This is a genomic window from Corynebacterium sp. HMSC071F07, from assembly GCF_001810285.1.
GTDB lineage: Bacteria > Actinomycetota > Actinomycetes > Mycobacteriales > Mycobacteriaceae > Corynebacterium > Corynebacterium simulans.
This window is the reverse complement of the sequence record NZ_KV800712.1, coordinates 284,369-291,459: the sequence shown is the minus strand read 5'-3', so window position 1 is coordinate 291,459 and position 7,091 is coordinate 284,369. Positions and strand designations below refer to the sequence as shown.

The window sequence follows — 7,091 nt, the reverse complement described above, 5'->3', positions numbered from 1 at the left end:
GGTCCTTGATACCGGTTAGCTGCGGGGTAATGGAGATGCCGATGGGGCCTGGGTAGACCGAGCCGTAGGCGTGACCGCCGGCGCGTTCGTAGACTGGGCATACGTTCAGGCAAGCGGAGCAGCGGATGCACTTGAGCGCCTGGTGGCCGATTGGACTGGATAGTGCCGCGGTACGGCCGTTATCCAGCAGGACGAGGTGGAAGTTCTTCGGGCCATCGTTTTCAGTTATGCCCGCCCACATCGAGGTATACGGGTTCATACGCTCTGCCGTGGAAGAACGCGGCAAAAGCTGCAGGAAGACCTCAAGGTCTTGGAATGTTGGCACGAGCTTTTCGATGCCCATCACGGTAATCAGGGTCTCCGGCAGGGTAAGGCACATGCGGCCGTTGCCCTCAGACTCCACGATATTGATGGTGCCGGTTTCTGCGACACCAAAGTTAGCGCCGGAGATGGCGACCTTGGCCTTCATGAACTGCTCGCGCAGGAAGATACGAGAAGCCTCCGCGAGTTCGGCTGGCTCAGCCTTTAGGGATTCATCCGTGTGCGGCATTTTGTTGACGAAGATGTCACGGATTTCGGCACGGTTGCGGTGGATGGCTGGAACCAGGATGTGGGAGGGATTATCCTCGCCCAGCTGAACGATGAGCTCAGCCAGGTCGGTTTCGCGGGCATTGATCCCTACAGACTCGAGGTGCTCGTTCAGGCCGATTTCCTGGGTTGCCATGGACTTGACCTTGACGACGTCGGTCTCACCGGTCTCGCGGATAAGCCCCTCGATGATCTCGTTGGCTTCCTTGGCGTCGCGGGCCCAGTGAACAATTCCGCCGCGCTTGGTTACCTCTTCCTCAAACTGGAGGAGGAGCTCTGGCATCCGGGCTGCCACGTCCTCTTTGAGGGCGGAGCCAGCGTCACGCAGTTGCTGCCAATCCGGTAGCTCTTCGACGGCGTTGGCGCGCTTATTGCGAATCGTGGTGGTGGCGTGGTACAGGTTGTGGCGCTGCGTAGCGTTGTTCAGTCCGACGTGTGCCAGCGGCACGAATGCCTTGCTGCCGCGCAGGTTGCCGTAGCCTTCGGGCGCCCGCGGTGGGGTGGTATCGAGGAAGGAAGTCATTAGAGCATTTTCTCCTTGGAATATGCGGCCGTATCAGGGGTCCATGGGTGCTCCTTGGTGGAAGCCAGGATTTCGGCCATGTGGATAACGCGCACGCCACTGCGCTGGCGGGAGAGGGCGCCGCCGATGTTCATCAGGCAGGAAGAGTCACCGCCGGTCAAGTACTCAGCCTCGGTGTCCTTTACGTGGCGGGTCTTGTCCGAGACCATGGCCTGGGAGACCTCAGGATTCTTAATAGAGAAGGTACCGCCGAAGCCACAGCACTCTTCCACGTTTTCTAGCGGCACGAGGTCGATGCCTTCGACCTTGCTCAGCAGCTGGTACGGGCGGTCACCCAACTTCAAAAAGCGCAGGCCATGGCAGGAAGCGTGGTAGGTGACCTTATGTGGGAAGAAGGGACCTAAGTCGGTGCGCTGCTCGATGTCGACCAAGAACTCCGGGAGGTCCAAGGTCTTCTGGGAAGCAATCTTGGCTCCGTCGACGTCGGCGGAGGTACCGAAGCGGTCAGCAATCTTGACGTGCTGTTCGCGGACTGCGCCGACGCAGGAGCCAGAAGCGGAGACTACGTAGTCAATGGAAGGATCCGCGAAGGCGTCCGCATAGCTGCGGATCATCCCTAGGGTTTCCTTCTGATAACCGGTATTGATATGCATCTGTCCGCAGCAGGTCTGCTCTTCCGGGAAGACCACTTCATGGCCCAAGCGGGAGAGGATTAGTGCGGTTGCTTTGTGTGCGTCCGGGAAGAGGGCGTCACCAATGCACGTGGAAAATAGTGCAATTCGCATACTTTGCGCTCCTTTTACTGCCCAAGTTTGCCTCCGATGAGCTGGATGCAGGAGGCTCAGGCAAACGTTTTTCGTTGTGGAATAAATACTACCGATAACTCCGCAGATATTCTGTCGAAAAAGGCCTGTTTAACTGGGGTTATTTCACAACACTAGTGTTGCGAAATTGCTCACGTGCACAGATGGACGCACGGCTTTTGTCAGAGCCCGATCTGCGGCGCCAAGTGAGTCTTGCGTCACTGGCAAGTTCAAACCTTTTGGGGGTATACAAAAGTCGCCACACCTAATAACCGGGTAGGTGCGGCGACTATTTGGCTTTGAAAATTGCGGCTATGGAACTAGGAAGCCCAGCACATTGGTCATTAGGAACACGATGATGCAGACCGTGGCCAGGAAGGCGAGAGAGTAGCCCACCACGGCCTTCAGGATGCGGGATTCCTCGCCTTCCATCTTGACGGCCGTTGCGGCGATGGCCAGAGACTGCGGGGAAATCATCTTGCCCACCACGCCGCCGGCGGTGTTAGCAGCAAGCATGAGGTCTGGATTGACGGAGATGCGCTCGGCGGCGGTGACTTGGAGGTTAGCAAAGAGAGCGTTGGACGAGGTGTCCGAGCCGGTGACGGCCGTGCCAATCCAGCCCAGGGCGGGTGCGAAGAGAGCGAAGATGCCGCCTGCCGACGCCACGAACTCACCAATAGAGATGGTCTGGCCGGAGTAATTCATGGTGTAAGCCAAGGCTAGGACCAAGATAATCGTAAGCGCCGAGAACTTCATGCGGGCGCAAACCTCGCCAAACTTGGCAAGCGGCGCGGACTTTGCCAAATGGTAGTGGCCGCCATCGTTGAAAATCCAGAAGATGATTGCCACGATTAGCCCAGAAATCAGCAGCAAGGTGCCGGGATTACCAAAGACGTTGAAGCTAAACGAGGTGTCCATGGCCTTGCCGGCAGAGTCAAGGACTGTGCTATCCAGGCCCGGCCAGGCGAACTTAATCTTCCAGAAACCAAAGAGCTTGGGCACGGCGGTGGCAAGCGCAAAGACTGCGGTAACCACGGCGTAGGGAAGCAGCGCCATCCAGATGCGGACGCCGGAAAGATCGGTGACTTCCTCCTGCGCTGGGATCTCCATGCGCTGACGCAGTTCGGCAACGCCCTTTGGCTTCCACATGCGCAGGAACACGAATGCGCAGCCCAGGGAAACGATGCAGGCCACGACGTTAGTCAGCTGGTAGGCAAAGAAGTTGGCCGCGGCCCACTGGGCGATGGCGAAGGAGCCGCCGATGACTGCGGCGGCCGGGGCTGCCTCCCTGACGCCGCGCATGCCGTCCAGGATAAAGAGGATGAAAAATGGCACTGCGGCTGCGATTAGTAGGACCTGCAAGGAAATCAAGCCCGCAATATCGGCGGTCTGCTCCGCGGTGCGGCCGCCAACTTCACCTGCGGTGGTAACGGGGATACCCACGGCGCCGAAGGCAACGGGCGCGGTATTGGCAATAAGGACGGTGGTGGCAGCCTTCAGTGGTTTGACACCCAATGCCAGAATCATCGTTGCGGTAATCGCTACCGGAGCGCCGAAGCCTGCCAGGGCTTCGAGGAGGCCGCCGAAGCAGAACGCGATGAGGATGGCCTGGATGCGGATATCGCCTTCGCCAAGCAAGTCGAAGGTTTTGCGCAGATCCTCAAAGCGGCCGGAAGCTACGGTGATCTCGTAGAACCAGATGGCGGTGATGATGACCCAGACGATGGGAAGCAGGCCAAACAGGCCGCCGCGCACCGCAGAGGAAAAGGCCATGCCTGCTGGCATATCGAAGCCGAAGGTGGCGATGAGGAGTGCGACGGTGAGGGCAACTGCGCCCGAGGTGTGTGCGCGGGCCTTAAAACCCAGCAACATGATGAAGAAGGCGATAAGCGGTAGCGTCGCTACGGCAGCGGAAAGGCCAAGGCTACCGCCGATCGCATCCGTCGATATTTGGAAAGTGTTCATAGTTACCCAAGTCTCTAGAAGGAAAACGAGTGTTTTATTTAATACTTAGTCTTCCTAAAGCCTAAAACTTGAGCGAGCCTTCTCGCGACAGTTTCGCAATAAGGGGCAAATGTCACACAAGTTGCTTGCTGTTATAAAAGGCCCCAATGCGTGCCTGATGCTGCTCATGTCAGCGCGGGACGATAGACTTTGACGCTATGAATCCCGTAGATCTTTCTGTGCTTATTAAAGAGACCGCAGTCGCTGTATTGAGCGAACACGAGCTCGACACCGCCGTCCTTCCTGAGACCGTGACCGTGGAGCGTCCGCGTAATCCCGAGCACGGTGACTACGCCACCAACTTGGCCCTGCAGGTAGCCAAGAAGGCTGGCGTGAATCCGCGTGATCTGGCCACCTGGCTCGCTGAGGCGCTGGCAGAAAACGCCGCTATCGACGTCGCGGAGATTGCCGGCCCTGGATTTTTGAACATCCGTCTGGCTGCTGCCGCGCAGGGCGCAATCGTCAGCCAGGTTCGCGAGGCTGGCACTTCTTATGGCCACAATGATGCTTATAAAGATCAGAAGATCAACCTGGAGTTCGTTTCTGCGAACCCCACCGGCCCAATCCACCTGGGCGGCACCCGCTGGGCAGCAGTAGGTGACTCCCTGGGTCGTGTGCTCGAGGCGTCGGGAGCTGAGGTTACTCGCGAGTACTACTTCAACGATCACGGTCGCCAGATCGACCGTTTCTCCAACTCCCTCGTTGCTGCGGCCAAGGGCGAGCCGACCCCGGAAGATGGCTACGGCGGAGACTACATCCAGGAGATTGCGGCCAAGGTTGTCGAGCAGGTCCCGAACGCACTGGAAGGCTCTGAGGACGAGGTCCGCGAGAAGTTCCGCGCCTCCGGCGTGGAGATGATGTTCGCGCACATCAAGGATTCTCTCCACGAGTTTGGCGTTGACTTCGACGTCTACTTCCACGAGAACTCGCTTTTCGAGTCCGGCGCAGTCGAAAAGGCCGTCGCTCACCTGAAGGACAACGAAAAGCTCTACTTCGAAGATGGTGCATGGTGGCTGAAGTCCACCGACTACGGCGATGACAAGGACCGCGTGGTTATCAAGTCCGATGGCGATGCTGCCTACATCGCTGGTGATATTGCTTATGTAGCTGACAAGTTCGACCGCGGCCACGATCTGGCCATATACATGCTGGGCGCGGATCACCACGGTTACATCGCCCGCCTGCGCGCGGCCGCCGCCGCCATGGGCTATAACCCAGAGCAAGTCGAGGTACTCATCGGCCAGATGGTCAACCTCCTGCGTGACGGTCAGGCAGTAAAGATGTCCAAGCGTGCCGGCACCGTCATCACCCTCGACGATCTCGTCGAGGCCATCGGCGTCGATGGCGCACGCTACTCCCTGGTGCGTTCTTCCGTGGATCAGTCCATCGACATCGACCTGGGCCTGTGGGCTTCCCAGTCCTCCGATAACCCTGTTTACTACGTTCAGTACGGCCACGCGCGCATCTGCTCCATCCTGCGCAAGGCGCAAGAGCTGGGCCTTGACGCCGCGGCTATGGCAGATGCAGATCTTGCGCTTCTCACACACGAGAAGGAAGGCGATCTCATTCGCACTCTGGGCGAGTTCCCTGAGGTTGTCTCCACCGCAGCGACCTTGCGCGAGCCGCACCGCATCGCCCGCTTTGCCGAGGAGTTGGCGGCTGTGTTCCACCGCTTCTACGACCAGTGCCAGGTGCTGCCGAAGGCGGACGAGACAACGCAGCCAATCCATATCGCACGCCTCGCGCTTGCCGACGCCGCACGTCAGGTCCTCTCCAACGCTCTGACCATGGTGGGCGTCAGCGCCCCGGAGAAGATGTAGATGGATTTCAACCAGCTTCCAGCCCACGTCTGGCCACGCAACGCTAAGCGCCAGGACGATGGCGTGGTCACCATCGCCGGCCTGCCACTTACAGAGCTCGCGCAGGAATACGGCACGCCGCTCTATGTCTTCGATGAGGACGATTTCCGCTCTCGTTGCCGCGACATGGCACGTGCTTTCGGCGGGCCTGAGCACGTGCACTACGCATCGAAGGCATTTTTGACCAAGCGCGTCGTGAAGTGGGTGGCCGAGGAAGGCCTATGTCTTGACGTGGCTTCCCTCAATGAGGCCAAGGTAGCCCTGGCAGCTGGTTTCCCGCCGGAGCGCATGACCGCGCACGGCAACAACAAGGAGCGCGAGTACCTACAGCTGTGTGTGGACAATGGTGTAGCGCACGTCGTGCTCGACAACGAAGGTGAACTGGCGCAGCTTGATGAAATCGCGCGTGCGGCCGGCCGTGTTCAGCCAGTCATGATTCGCGTCAAGCCCGGCGTCGACGCCCACACCCACGAATTCATCGCAACCTCGCATGAGGATCAAAAGTTCGGCATCTCCCTGGCCACGGGTGCGGCATTTGGTGCCTCTAAGGCAGCTCTGGAAGCTGAAAACTTGGAGCTGGTGGGGCTGCACTGTCACGTGGGTTCGTCTGTTTTCAATGCTGATGGCTTTAAATTGGCCGCCGAACGCGTGCTTTCGCTCTATAAGCGCATTCATACCGAGCTGGGGGTAGCGCTCAAGGAGCTCGACCTGGGCGGCGGTTTCGGCATTCCATACATGGAGTACGAGGAAGCTCTCGACGTCGCCAAGCTGGCCCAAGATCTGCTTGCCGCAGTGGAGCGCACCGCTCGCGAACTGGGCATCGATGCGCCTTTCGTTCTGGTCGAGCCGGGCCGCTCGCTGGTCGGCGCCTCTGCGGTAACCGTGTACTCGGTGGGCACCGTCAAAGACGTAGAGACCGGCAAGGCCGAGCTGCCGATGCGCCGTTATCTCTCAGTCGATGGCGGAATGTCGGATAATATCCGCCCCGCGCTCTATGAGTCGGAATATGACGTGCGTGTGGTTAACCGGTTGACTCAAGGTGAGCCAGTGGATTCCCGCGTGGTGGGCTTCCACTGCGAGTCCGGTGACATCTTGGTTAGTGAACGCAAGCTGCCGGGCGACATTAAGACAGGGGATCTGCTGACCTTCGCCACCACCGGCGCCTATCAGTACATGATGGCCTCGCGCTACAACGGCGCGCTGCGCCCGGCCGTGGTCTCCGTGCGCGATGGTGAGGCTAGTCTGATGCTGCGTCGCGAGACAGTCGAGGACCTAATGGCCCTTGAAATTGATTAAATTCACCGCTTTTAACTG

5 protein-coding genes are annotated in these 7,091 nt (G+C 59.0%); 2 read left to right on the top strand and 3 right to left on the bottom strand.

Annotated features, from left to right (window positions below):
- From HMPREF2724_RS08170 to HMPREF2724_RS08160, 3 genes are all read right to left on the bottom strand, one after another.
- Positions 1-1,111: lactate utilization protein B (locus HMPREF2724_RS08170; RefSeq protein WP_070588161.1), on the bottom strand; the 1,111-nt coding region annotated here is incomplete at its 3' end.
- Positions 1,111-1,896, bottom strand: a complete 786-nt coding sequence (locus tag HMPREF2724_RS08165; protein WP_070588159.1) for a (Fe-S)-binding protein — start codon at positions 1,894-1,896, stop codon at positions 1,111-1,113. The genes HMPREF2724_RS08165 and HMPREF2724_RS08170, both read right to left, overlap by 1 nt.
- Positions 1,897-2,226: 330 nt before the next feature.
- The gene (locus HMPREF2724_RS08160; RefSeq protein ID WP_070456191.1) at positions 2,227-3,879 is read right to left on the bottom strand and encodes an L-lactate permease; all 1,653 of its coding nucleotides are present in this window, start codon (positions 3,877-3,879) and stop codon (positions 2,227-2,229) included.
- A gap of 197 nt (positions 3,880-4,076) precedes the next feature.
- Between HMPREF2724_RS08160 and argS the strand changes: the two genes are divergently transcribed.
- On the top strand, positions 4,077-5,738 hold the full coding sequence (argS, locus tag HMPREF2724_RS08155) for an arginine--tRNA ligase (protein WP_070456190.1): 1,662 nt from the start codon (positions 4,077-4,079) through the stop codon (positions 5,736-5,738).
- Positions 5,739-7,073 carry a diaminopimelate decarboxylase gene (gene lysA, locus HMPREF2724_RS08150; RefSeq protein ID WP_070456188.1) on the top strand — a complete coding sequence of 445 codons (1,335 nt, stop codon included), beginning with the start codon at positions 5,739-5,741 and terminating at the stop codon, positions 7,071-7,073.
- The last annotated feature ends 18 nt before the right edge of the window (positions 7,074-7,091 follow it).